The sequence below is a fragment of the Oligoflexus sp. genome, from assembly GCF_035712445.1.
Taxonomy (GTDB): domain Bacteria; phylum Bdellovibrionota_B; class Oligoflexia; order Oligoflexales; family Oligoflexaceae; genus Oligoflexus.
In genome coordinates this window covers 1-14482 of the sequence record NZ_DASTAT010000042.1, presented here as the reverse complement: position 1 = coordinate 14482, position 14482 = coordinate 1, and the positions used below count along the sequence as shown (strand labels likewise).

15 protein-coding genes, 2 tRNA genes and 1 pseudogene are annotated in these 14482 nt (G+C 51.6%); 10 read left to right on the top strand and 8 right to left on the bottom strand.

Annotated elements, in window-relative coordinates; translation table 11 throughout:
* Nucleotides 1-193: 193 nt before the first annotated feature.
* Both VFO10_RS08790 and VFO10_RS08785 read right to left on the bottom strand, forming a co-directional pair.
* Nucleotides 194-1198: a hypothetical protein gene (locus tag VFO10_RS08790; protein WP_325139119.1), complete on the bottom strand. Its 1005-nt coding sequence runs from the start codon at nt 1196-1198 to the stop codon at nt 194-196.
* Nucleotides 1199-1355: 157 nt separating this feature from the next.
* On the bottom strand, nt 1356-1547 hold the full coding sequence (locus tag VFO10_RS08785; RefSeq protein ID WP_325139117.1) for a hypothetical protein: 192 nt from the start codon (nt 1545-1547) through the stop codon (nt 1356-1358).
* Nucleotides 1548-1734: 187 nt separating this feature from the next.
* Between VFO10_RS08785 and VFO10_RS08780 the strand changes: the two genes are divergently transcribed.
* From VFO10_RS08780 to VFO10_RS08745, 8 genes are all read left to right on the top strand, one after another.
* A complete protein-coding gene (locus tag VFO10_RS08780; protein ID WP_325139115.1) occupies nt 1735-2454 on the top strand; it encodes a hypothetical protein in 720 nt (239 codons plus the stop codon).
* A gap of 260 nt (nt 2455-2714) precedes the next feature.
* A complete protein-coding gene (locus tag VFO10_RS08775; RefSeq protein ID WP_325139113.1) occupies nt 2715-3701 on the top strand; it encodes a malate dehydrogenase in 987 nt (328 codons plus the stop codon).
* Nucleotides 3702-3766: 65 nt separating this feature from the next.
* Nucleotides 3767-4396: a hypothetical protein gene (locus VFO10_RS08770; RefSeq protein ID WP_325139111.1), complete on the top strand. Its 630-nt coding sequence runs from the start codon at nt 3767-3769 to the stop codon at nt 4394-4396.
* Nucleotides 4397-4517: 121 nt separating this feature from the next.
* Entirely contained in the window at nt 4518-5423 is a 906-nt protein-coding gene (gene htpX, locus VFO10_RS08765; RefSeq protein WP_325139109.1) for a protease HtpX, read from the top strand.
* 151 nt (nt 5424-5574) lie between these two features.
* Nucleotides 5575-5659 (top strand) — tRNA-Ser (locus VFO10_RS08760).
* 29 nt (nt 5660-5688) lie between these two features.
* Nucleotides 5689-5778: transfer RNA gene (locus tag VFO10_RS08755), tRNA-Ser, on the top strand.
* A gap of 141 nt (nt 5779-5919) precedes the next feature.
* Nucleotides 5920-6372: an SRPBCC family protein gene (locus VFO10_RS08750; protein WP_325139108.1), complete on the top strand. Its 453-nt coding sequence runs from the start codon at nt 5920-5922 to the stop codon at nt 6370-6372.
* Nucleotides 6353-6697 carry a metalloregulator ArsR/SmtB family transcription factor gene (locus VFO10_RS08745; RefSeq protein WP_325139107.1) on the top strand — a complete coding sequence of 115 codons (345 nt, stop codon included), beginning with the start codon at nt 6353-6355 and terminating at the stop codon, nt 6695-6697. Before VFO10_RS08750 ends, VFO10_RS08745 begins: the two co-directional genes overlap by 20 nt.
* Here VFO10_RS08745 and VFO10_RS08740 read toward each other — a convergent pair.
* The 4 genes and pseudogenes from VFO10_RS08740 to VFO10_RS31390 form a co-directional block, all read right to left on the bottom strand.
* On the bottom strand, nt 6694-7095 hold the full coding sequence (locus VFO10_RS08740; protein ID WP_325139105.1) for a hypothetical protein: 402 nt from the start codon (nt 7093-7095) through the stop codon (nt 6694-6696). The genes VFO10_RS08745 and VFO10_RS08740 overlap by 4 nt on opposite strands.
* A gap of 457 nt (nt 7096-7552) precedes the next feature.
* Entirely contained in the window at nt 7553-8122 is a 570-nt protein-coding gene (locus VFO10_RS08735; protein ID WP_325139103.1) for a hypothetical protein, read from the bottom strand.
* A gap of 116 nt (nt 8123-8238) precedes the next feature.
* Nucleotides 8239-9294: a J domain-containing protein gene (locus VFO10_RS08730; protein ID WP_325139101.1), complete on the bottom strand. Its 1056-nt coding sequence runs from the start codon at nt 9292-9294 to the stop codon at nt 8239-8241.
* A 277-nt stretch (nt 9295-9571) separates the two neighbouring features.
* A pseudogene (locus VFO10_RS31390) lies at nt 9572-9978 on the bottom strand (DUF4143 domain-containing protein).
* 439 nt (nt 9979-10417) lie between these two features.
* Here VFO10_RS31390 and VFO10_RS08720 point away from each other — a divergent pair.
* Nucleotides 10418-11581, top strand: coding sequence for an ATP-binding protein (locus tag VFO10_RS08720; protein ID WP_325139098.1), 1164 nt, complete (start codon nt 10418-10420; stop codon nt 11579-11581).
* Nucleotides 11582-11736: 155 nt separating this feature from the next.
* Here VFO10_RS08720 and VFO10_RS08715 read toward each other — a convergent pair whose 3' ends face one another.
* Nucleotides 11737-12984: a type II toxin-antitoxin system HipA family toxin gene (locus tag VFO10_RS08715; protein WP_325139096.1), complete on the bottom strand. Its 1248-nt coding sequence runs from the start codon at nt 12982-12984 to the stop codon at nt 11737-11739.
* Nucleotides 12981-13310: a helix-turn-helix transcriptional regulator gene (locus tag VFO10_RS08710; protein ID WP_325139094.1), complete on the bottom strand. Its 330-nt coding sequence runs from the start codon at nt 13308-13310 to the stop codon at nt 12981-12983. The genes VFO10_RS08715 and VFO10_RS08710 overlap by 4 nt, the downstream gene beginning before the upstream one ends.
* Before the next feature lie 796 nt (nt 13311-14106).
* On the opposite strand from VFO10_RS08710, the gene VFO10_RS08705 reads away from it, so the two are divergent.
* Nucleotides 14107-14482, top strand: a 376-nt coding sequence (locus VFO10_RS08705; protein ID WP_325139092.1) for a transposase, incomplete at its 3' end; no start/stop codon positions are given.

The following is a 14482-nucleotide window of genomic DNA, read 5'->3' as shown; positions in this document are numbered from 1 at the left end:
CAGCTCGCAAAAGAGCCCGCATGCACACAACCAGAAAAAAGAAGAGCCGCAGCCGACTCCCCTGCAATCACCTCCAAACGGGCAATATAACAGGCTGCAGCGAAGAAGAAAGAGCCTTGGCGTATTCCTTCCCAGCGTGCGCCCCGGAAAACAAAGTGGTCTCATCGCAAAAGTTTAAGGACATCGAGTGGGACTAGAAAAGAGTGGGCAGGTGGCTTGGATAAAGGGCATGAACAGGAAGCTTCTGTGTGCTCAGTTCCTCGGCATATTGCTTGGCATAAGGGCCGGTCACAAACACTTCACGAGGACCCACGCTTTGAATGATCGACTTGAGTTCCCGTCCATCTCCAGAGCTGCTGATAAAAAAACGTTCAGCCACGGGACGACGCAGGTCCGGCCAGGAGGTCTGCAGGGTGGATTCCTCCACACAGAAAATCGGACCTTCGGGCAGCGGTCGACGATCATTCGGCTTCGAGAAGGTGCTGAGCGGCAGGATCATCACCTTTTTATCCCGGAGCCTCTTATGCAGCAGACTATAGTGACCAAGGTCCGAGCCGTACATTCCATAGATCTGATTGATGCGGTAGATGCTCTTGTGAACGGCAGGCTCGATCCCATGCTCGGTCAGAAACCGGCAGATTTCCTGGGCCACGGCATAGGGTTCACAGAGAATGATAGGATACTCCCCCAGCTCAAGTCGCTGCTGAAGGGCTTGCAGCAGGCGATCCTTCTCCTTTTTGCGGCTCGGATGATGATGCGCCGGATAAGGGTGCCTCGCGCCCAGAATCAGGGTGTCGGCGTGTTTCAGCTGCATCAGGCGGGTGATCCCGGTCTTTTGCGGCTGCAGCTGCGGGGCATAGAGGAGCGAACCCTGCCGTTGTTCCACCCAAAGTGAAGCGGCCCCGAGTCCGGCTCCGGACGGCAAAAGTTCCATCCTGAGCTGTCCCAGAGAGACGATCTGATTATAGGGGCAGATGAGAGCGTTGAGTTTGATGTTGTTGATGGCCAGAAGCTTGACCGTTTCTTCCGTACTGATGACCCGCGCCTCGGTGCGACCACTGAGGCAGCAGGCCGAAGACAGAAACGACAAATCACGCGTAAAGCGCGCGTCCAGCCAAAGAATGGAGTCCAGAATCTGAATCCCATCTTCAGTCGCGCGCAGTTGCCAGCCTGAAATGTCCGTGTCACTCGCTTCCATAAACGTCCAAAGCGTGCATCTTACCTAAAGGTTTTATAATGAGCTGGGGGCTCTGGGTCAAGTTGGTGCGATAGTCGGAGAGATTAAAGTATGAATTCGGCCTGTCCACACGGGCCAGACAGGCGGCAGGGGAACTTCCTCCAGGGGCGCAATGGGCTCAAACCACTCGGGAAATGTTCTCACTGTTCTCGTAACGGACGTGATAGGTCATACGCCAGTAAAAGACGTTAAAAGGTGTGACTCCTTTGATGCTGCCACTGTTAAACAGCTTGTACAGGGCGACATAATTGAGATAGGCCTCTAAAACCTTATTGAAGTGCTGCCGTGAAGTTCCGTATTGGGCCGCCATGATCATCACCTCCTGTCCCATCCTTTCGGTGAAGACCTTTTGAACTTAAGCCAATTTCGTAAGACTGACGTGATCCTGCTTTTAGCTATGAAATATCAGTCTCTTAAGCTCTGAGCAAAAGCTGCCGCCCCGCAGCGCATGAGCACTCTGTTATCCTGGAAACACGGACAAGTTTGGAGTTCTACGCGTGACCACAATAGTCCTGAGCGTTGCAGCCGTCCTGGTGGGCCTTGGTCTCGCCATGATCGTGCGTGGCTATTGGATGAGCCGCTACCCCAAACGAGCATGGTCCTATCGCAGGCGCTACCAGCAGCTGATCGCGCGCATTGATCTGGCTGTCCTCAAGGTCAATACCCTTGGTAATCTTGTGCCTCATGTGAAAAACGCCCGCGTTCTTGATGACTTTGAGTCCTGTCTCCGCATGATGGAGACGCTTCTCACTGCGCTTACCCGTACGCCGAACTTCGGTTTTGACCCGAAGCTCATCAACCAGGTGAACCCGCTCGTCAAACGCGTCGAGACGAAAATCGAAGACACATACCGTAAATTCAAGCGTTCCATCGAAGAGCGTCCCCTCTTCTCAGGCCTTCTGGCTCGCTGGCAGGAAGAAACCGCAGTCCCTGCTCAAGGCTGCTACTTCTGCAGCCGCCCCTTCATGCGAGCCTACTTCAAAGCGGCTACCATCAAGGTCGACGGCATCAGCCTTCGGGTCTACGGCTGCCACATCTGTGTCGCCGAACTCAAATCCCATAAAAGGGTCAAAGTCCTATATTTCCAGGACCAGGGCCGCCCTGTGCACTGGTCGCTGGTGGATAGCTATAAGCCCATGGAACAATACTGGGACCTCAATCGCCGGAAACCCGACTATCAAACTCCGGAGATTGAGCTTTTGGACGAGAAGCACTGACTGTCCGCGCGTCATCCGACGACGCGCCCCCTCGGACCCAGGATGCACTCCGCGTCATCCGATGATGCGCTCCCTCGGACTCAGGACGCACGCCGCATCATCTGACGATGCGATCTCTTGGGTGACCAGTCCCACTCCCCCGTCGTCATCCCCCGGAGGGGGATCCCCGACCGGGTGACCAGTCCATCGAAATGGACTTCCCCTTCGCAGGGACCAAGAGTAGACATGAGGCTGTAGATTTTTCCAGAGGAGACCTCGTTATGACAAAACCTGTTCGCGTTGCTGTGACCGGTGCCGCCGGTCAGATCGGTTACAGTCTGCTGTTTCGTATCGCTTCCGGTGAACTCTTCGGACCAAACACCCCGGTCCGCTTGCATTTGGTCGAATTGCCAGCTGCCATCAAAGGTGCCGAAGGCACAGCCATGGAACTCGAAGACTGCGGTTTCCCCACACTGGACGGCATCGAGATTCACGATAATCCAGAAAAAGGCTTCGAAGGCATCAACTGGGCTCTCCTCGTCGGCAGCAAGCCCCGCGGTCCCGGCATGGAACGCAACGATCTGATCCGCGACAACGGTCCGATCTTTGTGGCTCAAGGCCGCGCCCTCGCACGCGCTGCTTCAGACGTACGCATCTGCGTGGTCGGCAACCCTTGCAACACCAACGCCCTCATCGCTCAGCACAACTGCCGCGAAGTCCCGGCCACCCGTTTCTCGGCCATGACCATGCTCGATGAAAATCGCGCCAAAGCTCAGCTGGCCCTGAAAGCTGGTGTGAACGTCGGTCAGGTGAAAAACCTTGCCATCTGGGGTAACCATAGCTCGACCATGGTGCCTGACTTCGATAACGCCCTTATCGGCGGCAAGCCTGTGACCCAGGTCATCACCGACCGCAACTGGCTCGAAAAAGATTTCTTCGCCACCGTTCAAAAACGCGGCGCAGCCGTCATCGCAGCCCGTGGCAAGTCCTCCGCAGCCTCCGCGGCCTCGGCCTGTCTAGATCACGTCAAACGTTTCCTCACCAAAACACCCAGCGGAGAATGGTTCTCGGCGGCTGTTCCGAGTGATGGAAAACTCTATGATATCCCTGCCGGCCTGATCTACTCTTACCCCGTTCGTTCCAACGGCGATGGCACCTACGAGATCGTCAAAGATCTTAAACTCACGCCATTTGCCAGGGAAATGATCAGTAAGACCACGAAAGAGCTGCTCGAAGAGCGCGAAGTCGTGAAAGATCTGCTCGGCTGATACACGTCGGATCAGGCGACCGACCTTCGGTCGCCTTTTATTCTGCGTCAGCTGGAGGATGCAAGATGCGTTTCGGACTTCTCCCGGTTCTGTGTTTTGTCAGTTGGTGTTCGGCCTGCAGTACGCCGGCTTTTTTAAGCAAATACTCAGGCAATCGCAGCAATCAGGAAGTGCAAGCCGCCGCAGCCCCAAGTGCGGTCTCCCCGCAAACTCCAGCGAAAGCCGCTCCGGCACCCGCTGCGGCTCCAGGCGCCCGCACCCCACGCCCGACCATCTTCGCCGTGGACCAGGGCACCTTCCGCTTTCAACTCGGTTACGACCGCGTGTGGGAAGCGACCATGGACGTTCTTCTGCGCAACTACAATCTCGCGATTGCTGACCGCAATAACGGTTTGATCACCACCGAATGGGATTCCTATTACCTCGATGGCAAAGTCCATAGAAACAAGGTTTCCATGCGCCTCAAGCGCCTGGGCGGCAGCCTCGTTGAAGTCACCATCTTCAATAACGTCGAGATGCTGAGTAAACTCCCTGACGGCGGCATCACCGAAATCTGGCTTCCCACCGACAAAAATAAACCAGAAATCGGCCGTATTATCCAGAACATGGCCATTGCCATGGGTCAGCCGCGCCCGAACCTGCCTCAGGAACTGATGGCCGGCAGCGTTCCCGCTGCGGAAAAACGTGGTCTCTGAGAGAATTCTTACCCAATTCTGCGGTAAAATACTTCCCAAGTTGACATTGGCCCGTCCATGCTTACCTTGAATCAGGCGCATGGATGTCTTGTCAGGATTAACCTTGTTGGGAGTTCACAGTATGGCTTTTATGAAGAGAATCCTGCTCTTTGCGGCAGTCAACATCGCGATTGTCGTCACAGTTTCAATCGTTCTGAATCTTCTGGGCGTGCAACCCTATCTGACCAGCCAGGGCCTCAACATGGGTTCGCTCCTGGTCTTCTGTTTGATCTGGGGTATGGTCGGCTCGTTCATTTCCCTTTTGCTGTCGAAAAAAATAGCTGTCTGGACCATGGGTGTGGAAATCATCGACCCTCGCTCCAGTGGCCGCACGGCAGAACTCGTGCAGATGGTCCACCGTCTGGCCAAAGGCGCAGGACTTGAGAAAATGCCGGACGTCGGCATTTACCCCGGCATGGAAATCAACGCCTTCGCTACGGGCCCAACGAAAAACAATTCCCTTGTCGCAGTCTCCCAAGGTCTCTTGAACCGCATGGACCGCGAGGAAGTGGAAGGCGTTCTGGGTCACGAGGTCGCGCACATTGCCAACGGTGATATGGTGACCATGACTCTGATTCAGGGCGTGGTGAACGCTTTCGTCATGTTCTTTGCCCGTATCGCAGCCTATGCTGTCAGTCAAATGCTGCGCGGCGATCGTGAAGAAGGCGAAGGCCTCGGACATTTTGCTTATATGATGACCGTCTTTGTCTTTGAAATTTTCTTCGGCATCCTGGGCAGCATGATCGTCGCCTGGTTCTCGCGCTATCGTGAGTTCCGCGCCGATGCCGGTGGAGCGAAACTCGCCGGTCGCAACAAGATGATCCGCGCTCTTCAGCGTCTCAAGGCCAATGCTGAACTTCCCGAGGAAGGCGCGCCGGCGATGGCCGCATTCAAAATCTCCTCGAAGAAAGGCGGCTGGCTGCATCTTTTCTCGACTCACCCATCGCTCGACGTGCGCATTGCCCGTCTGCAGCAGTACGTAGCCTAAGCTTCGGCCGGCACGAGCCGGCCCGCCTCTGCCCCGCCGTCCTCACCTGCCGAAATCTCTTGCGAAAAAAGCGTTGCCAGACTCCAGCGAGCTATTATAAAACCCTTGCTCAAGCTTCGTGTCTCTGAGGGCATCCTTCCCTGGAAGATATGGAGGGATGGCCGAGTGGCTTAAGGCGGCGGTCTTGAAAACCGTTGTGGGGTAACTCACCGGGGGTTCGAATCCCTCTCCCTCCGTTCGCAGAGCTTGAAGAATTGATTTGTTCGGAGAGATGGCAGAGTGGCCGAATGCACGTCCTTGCTAAGGACGCGTCTGGGTAACTGGACCGAGGGTTCGAATCCCTCTCTCTCCGCCACCAATTTCCTCTTCCTTCACTAATTTTTCCCCTTCATCTTGAATACACGAAACCCCGTATTTCATGGCATTTTGTGGCAACATGCAACTTTTTGGTTGCGTTTAAAACGTGCGGTGCTAAAGTGCAACCAGGAGGTTGCCTATGACACAGAGAATTCAACGCACCATCGACATCAAAGCTCCCCTCTCACGCGTCTGGAAGGCGCTTACGGATTCCCGGGAATTTGGTCAGTGGTTCCGCGCAAAGATTGATCAGCCGTTCAGAATTGGCGAGACGTCCACAGGATTCATGGCCTATCCTGGCTACGAGCATCTCAAGTGGGAGGCCAAGGTCCTTAAAATGGAGCCGGAAAAACTTTTTTCCTTCCTCTGGCCGCCGTATACCGAAAATGCCTCCGTGGATTTGAGTCAGGAGCCCTGGCAGCTGGTCGAATTCCGGCTTGAGGAAATTCCGGGCGGAACCCGGCTAACGGTCACGGAATCCGGTTTTGAGAAACTCAGTCCAGCCATCCGGGACGACGCACGACGCGGCAATGAGCAGGGTTGGGACATCCAAATGAAGAACGTGTTGGACTATGTCACGCAAAATCCGTGAAGCCGCTCTCAAACGCCAGGCCGAAGTCTTTGCAGCCCTCGGCGATAAAACCAGACTCACTCTCGTCCGGCAACTTGGCGACGGGGAGCCGCGCTCCATTTCCAAACTCACCGAGGGTTCCGACGTCACGCGTCAGGCCATCACCAAGCATCTGCACGTGCTTGAGGAGGTCGGCCTGGTCCGGCAGATGAAGTCGGGCCGTGAGAGTCTTTATACATTGAACCCCGAGCCCTTGGATGAAGCGCAGGACGCCCTCCAGAGCATGGCCCGACAATGGGATGAGGCCCTGGTGCGTTTGAAGTCCTTTCTGGAAGACGGCCGTTAATCCTTCTCTTCCAGAATCATCTTCAGTTTCAAAAGATCCTCAAACACCTGATTGGCGTCGCTTTGCAGATTCTCCAGCGACATGCCCGGTCTTTGAAAGAGCGTGAACACCACTTCACTTTCCGTATCATTGCGCAAAACCCTCATGGGATTGTGCACGACCTCCCCGTTCGGCAACGTGACGTCATGATCCAAAATCCCAAAGCTGTTCTCGGGGGCAAAACGTATCTTCACCTGACCCATGGGCGAGTCTGCGACCCAGGTTTCCCCCACCCGTCGAATGCTGCCGCTTAATCCCGCCGCCCACTCGGGTAAATTTTCAGGCTTGGCAGCATAGGCGTAAACCTTATCCGGCGTGCGGTTGATGCTGATGCTTACATGCTGTACAGGCCAGCTCATGGAATCCTCCCATCTTTTTTGACGCATAAATTTCAGAAATTCCCAAAACCATCGTGCACCAGGCCGAGGCTTGACAAAATACGTCATTATGCTAATGAAATTATGACGCAGAAGAGAGTGTGTCCATGAGTTTTCTGCTACGCTTTTTTGTATAAAAATTAGGCAGGATCGCGAGGTTTTTTTCTGGTCATTTTTTGTGCGTCAGTTTTTTTAAATTTAAGTTATCCACAACTTTTTCGTTTTTCTGTGGATAACTTTATTTCACATCCGTTTTGACGTCTTTTAAGCCCGAAATCTGTATAAATAATAATCATATTCGAAACTATGGATCATCTGATCGAAGGGTCGCTTCAAGATCATGCGGAGCATGGCTTTCCGTCCTTGCCTCTTTTTCAAAGGCTCATACAGCCGCATACCTATGAACAGATGAAATCACGCGTGAAGCCATTCATTCGATTTAGTGAAAGACTTGCAGCTCTTTGCTTCCAGCCAGTCCATGCTTCACCCGCAGGGCAGCATTCAGGACCGTATTCACCCCTAAACTTCCGGTGAAAAGAAAAAGCTCTCGAATCCCCGTCCGCGCCAGCCCAATCAGGATCTCTTCGAGCATGGCTCGACTGGCTTCAGGGTTCTTCGCATCAATTCCAAAGTAAACGCCAATCCGAGTAGGCTTCAGCGCCTCAATCGTTTTCAGGATAAGGCCTTTAGCCTCCTGCCGATCATTCTTGCAGAGCGTTTCCGGCACCAGATAAAACTGCCGAACGCCTTCACCGCTGCTGTCCGAGAGCATCAGGGCCTGCTTTTCATCGAGCCCGCGCTCCGTGAGGAGTTTAAACACATCCTCAATCCGTTCGAGGGCAAACACTTCCCGAGCCCCCGCCCCCCCTTTCCTGTAGAGTCCGATCCAAAAGGGACAATCCGCCTTATCCTCCGGACGCGTGATAATCAGCGAAAGGACATCAGACTCCGGATTCGCGATTCCCACGTTCGCAGGAGCCACCTGAGTCCCGCTCATCGTCTTGGACATGGACCATCCTCCTATGAAAGCTCAGCTCTATTCTAGCGAACGCGCGCTAATCTCTCCAATATTATTGGTGAGTCGTAAAAATGCGCGTTTCTACCAAATCTGTCTCAATGTGGAGATTAATTTTTAGGTTTGACTTTCGGCCCGCGTTTCCCCGTTCTGCGGGAAACCCTCTCGACCTCGTGCAGCTGCTCATTCAGCTCGAGCCAAATAGCATCCAACTGAGCCTGCTCTTTCAATAAACCATTTCGTAGCTTCAACCTAAGACTCGAAAGCGCCGTCTTATTCTTAAACGTTTTCGAAAATTCCCAAGCCGGATGCACCTTCGCATACTTCAGCTCCGCCCCCAGATCCCTATTCCTCAAATCAAGAGCTTTCTTCCGCCGAATAATCTCCCCAATCGCCGCCGTCTTCCAGGAAAAAACCTCCTCACCTCCCCCTTCAACCCTCTTCCAAACCTCCTCTAGCCCCTCCAAATCCCTATCCCGATAAGCCTCCTGCACCCTCTGAAAAAGCTCCTTCTCCTCATCGCTCTGATTCGGATTCGTATCTGGATGCAGCTTCAACGCAAGCTTATGATAAAGCCCCTTCAAACTCCTCTCGAGCCCCTCATCCCTCTCCTCCTTCTCCTTCACCCCACCCCCATAAAACTCCTCTTTCGCCTCATCAAAAATCCTCTCAAAGTCCTCTTCCACTTTCTTCCTGCTTCGACCCTGATTGCTCCCGCGTCGCGCCTCTCTTTCCTGCTCCTCTTCAACCTCAATCTCCCGCACCACCTCCGACCAAAACTCCTCCAGCCTTTCCTTCCCCTTTACCCCCTCCAAAATCCTCAAACTTTCACCCAGACTCACATCCTTATATTCCGCGTAAGCCTCAATCTGCTCCATCCAGTCCGTCAACTCCGCCACGGCTCCACGCGACTTCTGCAGCTGCACAATCTCTCGCCCAAACTCCCCCTCATACCAAAGCCTATACCGATCCTGATCCGATTCCGTAAACTGGTGCAGTTCTCTCGTCGCCTTATCAAATTTTCTAAGTGCAGTCTGATAAGCCCGCCAGACTTTTTCGCGGAGGGGTTCGCTATCCACGAGGACGAGCTTTGTACAGTGACTGATGTTTTTTGAAGCTGGTCCTCTTGAACGTGCACGCTGCTTTTTAGGCGATGAATTTGACATAAGCTCTCCAAAGATCAGAGCTTGTTTATAGTAAAAAGGTGCGAGTAAAAGCCAGTGACAAAGCAAGAGTCAGGAATAAATATTTGGCCTATCAAAGTGACTTTTCAAATTTCCTTTAACACGTTGTCAAGACTGATGACTTTTCCTCGTCCTGAAAGTATTGGATATGTTTCTCTGTCTGGAACTACAACGTAGAACTCATCAATTCCAATCTCGTCGAGCGTGTTTCTGGTGTGTTCTGCTAATTTAGGTTGGGATCCTGTTTTGAATTCAAGACCTAGAGTTTTCCGTTATACTGGCATACCAAGTCAATTTCCTCGCCGGTGTGAGTACGATAAAACCCGAATGACGGTTCCCGTATACCAAGATGCTGAATAATGTTCTCGATGGCGTAACCTTCCCAGAAGGCTCCATAACTCGGATGGCTATAGAGGCTTTCAAAGGTCTGCAAGCCAAGAAGGGAAGCCAGAATCCCAGGATTTCTTAGATATATTTAGGTGATTTGACCTGGCGCTTTTTGATGTTTACTTCCCAGGGTTGTAGAAGTTGAATCATGAAAGTAGATAAAAGTGTATCGATGTAGGATTTGACGGTTGGATGAGTTACATCAAGTGATCCGGCGATCTTTGAATAGTTGACAATTTGCCCATGAAAGTGAGCACACATCAACCAAAGTCGCCTCATCTGCGTGGCGGGTGTTTTGATTTGCAAAAGAGCGAAGTCTCTTTCCAGGAATGTTTGGATAAACTGCTCGCGCCAGCTCCATGATAAGTCATCTGAAGGAGCAAGAAAGCTATCTGGACATCCAGCACGCTGCAATACCCTTTGAAATATGGAGGCTCCAGCAGTCGATGCTACCTGCTGAATTTCCTTCCAGTTGAACGGTAACACTTGATGATAGGCGATCCGTCCAGCCAGCGATTCGGAACTCTGCTGGAGCAGTTCGACAGAAGCTGAGCCAAGAAGTAAGAAGCGCCCAGGGACATTTTGAGTGGGACCCATCAGTGATCCCGAAGGCTTGTCGAATAGACTATTTCGGAGTATATTCCGAAATAGTCTAACTTTTTCGGATTGCAGTCCGAAAAAGTTGAGACACCTGTAACCCACTGGATATGTTGGAATTATGCAACGTCGAATTCAAAAAATACTGACCCAAGACTTTGGCAAAAAGATCCAGCTTCTTAGTGGCCCACGTCAAGTCGGCAAAACCACTTTGAGTCAACTGATCACTTCCGACTACCAATATCTCAACTTCGATCGAGCTGAGCACCGACAACTTATAGTAGAGGCTGCTTGGGATCGTAAGCGGAAGCTTATAATATTCGATGAACTGCACAAGATGTCACGTTGGAAACAGTGGCTTAAGGGCATCTATGACACAGAAAAGAACGGGCCCTCGCTTTTTGTGACTGGGAGTGCCCGTCTTGATACCTATCGAAAAGTGGGTGATTCGCTTGCTGGGCGCTACTTTCAATATCGACTGAACCCCTTGACTCTTAATGAACTCAAAAGCGTAGGAGAGAACTTCCAGGCTCAGGAAAGCTTTATGCGCTTAATGAATTGCAGCGGCTTTCCCGAACCTTATCTTGACGGTTCGTCCATCTTCTATCAGCGCTGGCGAGCGACGCATCTGGACATCATTTTGCGCCAGGATCTGGTGGACTTGGAAACCGTTTCAAGCATCCAGGGAATCGAACAGCTCATTTACCTTTTAGCCCAGCAGGTGGGGTCGACTGTCTCTTATAGTTCCCTAGCACGCACGCTTCAGGTAAGTGATAAGACCATTAAGCGCTGGCTTGGAATCCTGGAAAGTCTGTTTGTCTTGTTTCGTGTCACCCCCTATGTGCACAAGCAAAGCCAGGTTATCAGCAAATCTCCAAAGTTCTACTTCTATGATATCGCTAGAGTTGAAGGCAGTGAGGGAGCTCGCTTTGAGAATCTGGTTGCTCTTGCGCTGCAAAGTGAGCTTGATTTTATGAAAGATTCTTTTGGAAAGGATCTGACTCTCCAATTTTTGCGTAAGAAAGATGGGCGCGAAATCGACTTTGTGATTGCCGATCGCACCCGAGTCCACGCGCTTATTGAATGCAAATGGCGTGATGGAGCGCGGTCGTCAAATTTCGGGTTGGCCCAGGAAGTTGCAACAAAGAATGTACTTATGGTTCAGTTGGTTGCCGAGCTGGATCAGGAAAAGACTTTTGCAGATGGCTGCGAAATAAGATCTGCACCTGAATGGTTGAGTCAGATGCAGGGTATGACCACTTTTTTTAAGGCTGCGCCGCTGTAAAAGTATACTCGTCAAGATGTCCCTTACATCCGCCCAACTACGCCCCTCCTACTGGATATTTGCGCGTGGTCTGCTGCCCAACTGTCAGGCCAAAGGAGTGGGCGGTGCGCTCTGAATTCATTGCAAGTAATCCGTAGGTATCCAGACTTTGTACTTTATCTCTCAGCATCGAATACCGAAGCCATCAGTTCAATCTCTGAAGGTCTGATTCCTAGCTTCTTTGCCTGCATGCGCCACCCTTTTCGAACCGCATGGAAATGTTGGATGACATCTTCCGCTTCCCTTGGATTTACTTGAAAATAAGGAGCCACCGATTGTGCGCATTCCAGACTCAATGAGCTGTCGTCCTCATCGATCGTTAAAGTCAATCCCACGGCACCCTGAATCGGGTTGATATCAAAGGCCGGCGACAGGTCCCACCCTTTGTGATCGAAGTTGTAAAGGAATCCATGATTTCGTAGATGATCATCCGTATTGGAGACAAGTATGGAAAAGACGATGCGCTTCCATAATTCGTGAAGTTGTGCCTTGGGGGTCCCGCTTTGGGAAATAATGAGTTCGGCCAAGTCCAGATAGCTGGTTTCTTCGCTCTCTCCGTCCTTTTTCCCCAAAAGCGTCATGGCCGATGCGTAAGCATATCGCTTTTTATTCTCACCGCGATCAAAACGTTTGGTTAGAAACGTGTGATGCTTCGAACCAAGCTTCACCGCTTTGGACTCTGCGGTATTCAGCCCACACGCCCTGGCTAGCGAAGCCGTAACTTCCTCCCAGCCACCAACGTCAATATCATCACGTGCACTCGGAAATTTCGCGATCCAAAGCGCACCTGAGGGATCCACGACATTGGCTTTGGGGCGCGCCCCACCTAAGGAAGCGCCGGGTCTGAAGAGGATGGCCAATGCCTCATCAATTTTGGCTTCATCATCTCTTTCCAGTGTGAGAGCCGCATTCTCTAGCTTTCTTAAATCTGCTATCGGGGGCGCGGGACTCTTATGATCGTCTTCCAAAAACGGACCAAATGTATCCTTTTTAAAACGAAGTCCCCCCATTCGCCCAGAATCATCGACACCCAAAAGAAAATCGAGTTCCAGGAGCGTTCGTTCGGGGCGTCCTTCTTTTCGCGCAATCATCTTTTCTCTTCGCAGCATCAGGCGACGCCCCCATCGATCGGGAGCTGCATCTGAGAAGATGCCAAAGAGCGATTTCCCTTGTGGATAACTTTTCCCCATCACCAAAGGTAGGTCAGGATCAAGCCTGGGATTGTTGTTGCGGAGCAGCCAGGACTTATCAAATTCAAATGAAAAGTTTTCTTTTCCTTTGAGATAACTCGCCGACAGTACACCCATGAGTTGAGGCTCGGGCAGAGGCGACCAGGATGCATAAACAAGAGCCTCGACTTTCATAATGTTTCCTTGCGTGTGCCAGCGAGCGTTTTGATATCCTGCAATTTACGACCTTCGGGATCATCTGCAGCCAATAGCGCAAGATCATCCGCCAATCCCAACGCAAAAAGCACAGATGCATAGTGACCTATGGAAACACTGGATGAGCCTTTCTCAATGGCGACCAAGGTTCCACGCGCAATACCTGCTCTTTCTGCAAGATTTTCCGTTGTCCAATGTCGCCGACGACGAGCCAAACGAATGTTTTCCCCGGTGATTTTGAGGGCCCGGACGACCTTTGGGAAAAGGACGGCTTTTGTCTTCCCTTTGTTCACCATGTTAGTCATAATCTCCATTTTTGTTCTATTTTATGAACAATTTGTCTTTTATTTCTTAGTTTAGCACGAAATTGGTTAGAGTTTAAGGTATTTTGTTCATAAAATTGATCAATAAAAACAATTTTGTTCGATTTTACTCACAAAAATGTCCGCACTCCTGTTGGCTAGCGACGTAGACTTTAGACTACCGATCCCGAGTAAAGAGGATCGTTGGAAACATGTGTGACATTCGAAGTTTGCACTGGCAAATGGCAGACATTTGGGCCTCAAGCTTGAGCGAGGGCCCGCCGCAACGCTCTTCGCTCACTGTCCTTTAGGGATCAGTGGGTGATTGGTTGAGCCAGCTTCTGGTCATGCTTTATGTATTAAAATCAGATAGTTGACTGATTAAAGTTATACCGATTAATGGTCAATTTTCTGAAATCATTTAGAAAAATCACACGATGGGCGATGAACAGCGAATCTGCAATGGCAAGCAAGTATGGGGATTCAAATATAATCCTAGATCCCCGAAACTCCTCCTTGCCGTCCTGACGAGACATTATCTCTATTGTCATTCAGTCGTCATTCCCGTTTCACCCCAGGGTAAAAATCTACAGTTTGCCGGATTTAAAGTCAGGCCAAAGGAGCGTAAATCGTTCAGCATCAGTCCCATGGAGGGGGCTGCTTCAGGCAGGATCCTGATCTTGAGGAAATGGAAAGGCTTCGCTGCGATCCGATGTTCCGCGAGGTCAATGGCAGGCTTGGGAGCTCGACGAGCTAAGGTGATTATCTGCGCAAATTTTCTGGATTTCATCTGGAGCGATTGAATCAGGATCTTTGTCGCGTGGCCGGGGAATTCCATCTCCGCAGCGGTTCTGCGGAGCGTTTGATATTGGATATCGATTCGACGGGTCATGAGCAGTATGGTGTGAAGATGAAGGGTCTGGCCTATAACTGCAAAAACGGGTGGGGCCTGGATTCCATTGAAGTGTTTGATCAGAAAGGTTTCCTCCACTACCTGAATGTGCGTGAAGGCAATGCGTTCACCGCCGATGATGCTCCCTTTGTGATCAGTGAGGTGGCTCGCCACCTCCCACGACAAGCGGTTCGCCGCCGGCCTCTTTTGCGAGCGGATTCGGGTTACTGCAATAATGCTGTGTTTCAAGCCTGTGAGCAGAATGGCTTTGGGTTTCTGGTGG

Bases quoted from the DNA above. Each gene is read 5' to 3' on its own strand.
- htpX (WP_325139109.1), top strand. From the start codon at position 4,518: ATGGCTTTTATGAAGAGAATCCTGCTCTTTGCGGCAGTCAACATCGCG.
- VFO10_RS08775 (WP_325139113.1), top strand. From the start codon at position 2,715: ATGACAAAACCTGTTCGCGTTGCTGTGACCGGTGCCGCCGGTCAGATC.
- VFO10_RS08745 (WP_325139107.1), top strand. From the start codon at position 6,353: ATGTCACGCAAAATCCGTGAAGCCGCTCTCAAACGCCAGGCCGAAGTC.
- VFO10_RS08730 (WP_325139101.1), bottom strand. From the start codon at position 9,294: ATGTCAAATTCATCGCCTAAAAAGCAGCGTGCACGTTCAAGAGGACCA.
- VFO10_RS08735 (WP_325139103.1), bottom strand. From the start codon at position 8,122: ATGTCCAAGACGATGAGCGGGACTCAGGTGGCTCCTGCGAACGTGGGA.
- VFO10_RS08740 (WP_325139105.1), bottom strand. From the start codon at position 7,095: ATGAGCTGGCCTGTACAGCATGTAAGCATCAGCATCAACCGCACGCCG.
- VFO10_RS08715 (WP_325139096.1), bottom strand. From the start codon at position 12,984: ATGAAAGTCGAGGCTCTTGTTTATGCATCCTGGTCGCCTCTGCCCGAG.
- VFO10_RS08770 (WP_325139111.1), top strand. From the start codon at position 3,767: ATGCGTTTCGGACTTCTCCCGGTTCTGTGTTTTGTCAGTTGGTGTTCG.
- VFO10_RS08720 (WP_325139098.1), top strand. From the start codon at position 10,418: ATGCAACGTCGAATTCAAAAAATACTGACCCAAGACTTTGGCAAAAAG.
- VFO10_RS08790 (WP_325139119.1), bottom strand. From the start codon at position 1,198: ATGGAAGCGAGTGACACGGACATTTCAGGCTGGCAACTGCGCGCGACT.
- VFO10_RS08710 (WP_325139094.1), bottom strand. From the start codon at position 13,310: ATGACTAACATGGTGAACAAAGGGAAGACAAAAGCCGTCCTTTTCCCA.
- VFO10_RS08750 (WP_325139108.1), top strand. From the start codon at position 5,920: ATGACACAGAGAATTCAACGCACCATCGACATCAAAGCTCCCCTCTCA.
- VFO10_RS08785 (WP_325139117.1), bottom strand. From the start codon at position 1,547: ATGGCGGCCCAATACGGAACTTCACGGCAGCACTTCAATAAGGTTTTA.